This is a genomic window from Nitratidesulfovibrio liaohensis, from assembly GCF_011682075.1.
Lineage (GTDB): Bacteria > Desulfobacterota > Desulfovibrionia > Desulfovibrionales > Desulfovibrionaceae > Cupidesulfovibrio > Cupidesulfovibrio liaohensis.
Genome location: NZ_VSMK01000490.1, coordinates 1 through 1,792, shown reverse-complemented (window position 1 = coordinate 1,792; position 1,792 = coordinate 1). Strand labels below are relative to the sequence as shown.

2 protein-coding genes are annotated in these 1,792 nt (G+C 70.5%); both read left to right on the top strand.

All coding sequences use genetic code 11. The features are described from left to right. The first annotated feature begins 579 nt into the window (after nt 1–579). Nucleotides 580–1,260 (top strand): LysE family translocator, encoded by a 681-nt coding sequence (locus tag FVW27_RS14715; protein WP_167126497.1) that lies wholly within the window; start codon nt 580–582, stop codon nt 1,258–1,260. Nucleotides 1,261–1,304: 44 nt separating this feature from the next. Then, the coding region (locus FVW27_RS14710; RefSeq protein WP_341806151.1) for an AraC family ligand binding domain-containing protein at nt 1,305–1,792 on the top strand (488 nt) is incomplete at its 3' end.

Below are 1,792 nucleotides of genomic sequence, written 5' to 3'. Positions count from 1 at the left end.
GGGGGGCTGGGGTGTCGGCGACCGTGGACGCGGGGGGAGGCGGGGCGAAAGCGGTGCCCTGCCCTGGCGTGCCCGTGAGATCGGGGGGGCCTGTGAGATCGGGGCGATCAAGGGAATCGGGCGCGCCGGGTGTGCCGGGTGTGCCGGACAGGCGGAAGTCTTCGGGGGCGTGGGGCATGGGCTGGGGGTGCGCCCGGCAGGGCCGGGGGCGGGTTGCGAACGGAAGCGGAATGCGCGGAGGGCACGAGGGGCCTTGCCCCGACGTAGGGCAGGAGGGCGGGGTTGTCAACGTGGGCGGGGTACCCCGGACGGCCCGGACGGCCCGGACGGCGCGGACGGCGCGGCATGCCCTGCCAGCCCTGATCTCCGAAGCCCTTCACCATCGCAATATCGTCCTATGCGCGCGTGGTGTGCATGGGGCATGCAGCAGGCAGGATGCCGACATGCCCGCAGGCGGTGGCCAGATGCGCGCCAGACATGCGCCGGACATCCGCTGGACGCGGGCCGACACACGCCAGGGAGTGCGCGTGCCGGGCATCGGGCATCCAGTCCGTATCGGCCTGTACCGGGAGTTTCGTCATGAGCCTGCTTTCCTTGTTGTTGTATTGCGTGGTGGTCACCTTTACGCCGGGGCCGACCAACATCGTCATCCTGTCCATTGCCCAGGGCGAGGGCACGCGCCGGGCGCTGGTGTTTTCCGCCGGGGCGGCGGCGGCCTTTGCCCTGATGCTGGCGGCATCCGCCGCGCTGAACAGCCTGCTGGCCGAACTGCTGCCGCCTGCCCAGCCGGTGCTGCAACTGGTGGGCGGGGCGTACATGCTGTACCTTGCTTGGAAGGTGTACGGCATGGACGTGGGGCAAGACGTGGATCAGGACATGGGGGATGCCCCGGCAGGCGCCACTGGCGACGGCGCAGCCCCCGACGCCCTCGCTGTTCACGGTGCCGCCACGCGTTCCGACCAGGCTCTGTTCGTCACCGGGTTCCTGATGCAGTTCGTGAACCCCAAGGTGGTCATGTTCACCCTGACGGTGATGCCCAGTTTCGTGGCGCTGGCCCAGGGGTCGCGCGGGGGCGTGGCCGCCGGGGTGGCGGCGGTGTCGGTGATAGGCTGGGCCGCCTTTGCCGCGTGGGTGGGGTTTGGCGCGCTGCTGCGCCGGTTCCTGTCGGCGTACCGGCGGGTGGTCAACGTGTTGATGGCCCTGTTTCTGGTGTACTGCGCGGTGGCCATGTCGGGCGTGCAGCAGGTGCTGGCCCATTGAAGGCGCGCGATTTCGATGGGTGGCGTGGTGAGCGGATGGGACGCGTGAGCACGGACGACAGGATTCGCCCCGGCGACGGTGACGGCGACAGCGGCGCTGCGAACCGCCCCGCCCTTTCCGGCGAGCGGTTCGTGTACCGCCGCGCGGCGGGAGTGACGGTGCTGTCCGCCACCATGACCCGCTTTGCCTACAAGCGGCACGCCCATGAGGAATACGCCCTGGGCGTGACGCAGCGGGGCATTCAGCAGTACCGGCTGAACGGCGCGCAACTGGCCTCGCACCGCAGCGGGGTGATGCTGTTTTCGCCGGAGCAGGCCCACGACGGCAACGCGGGCGACAGCGGCGGCATTGATTACGTGATGGTCTACGTGCCGCCCGCCCTGTTTGCCGAGGCCACCGGAAGGCCGGATGTGGTGCGCTTCGACACGCCCATCGTGTACGACGCCCGGCTGGCGGCGGTGGTGTTGCGGCTGGCGCACGGCGCGCTGCTGGGCCGCGACGAGGCCCTGACCTCCGAGCGCCTGCTGCTGGC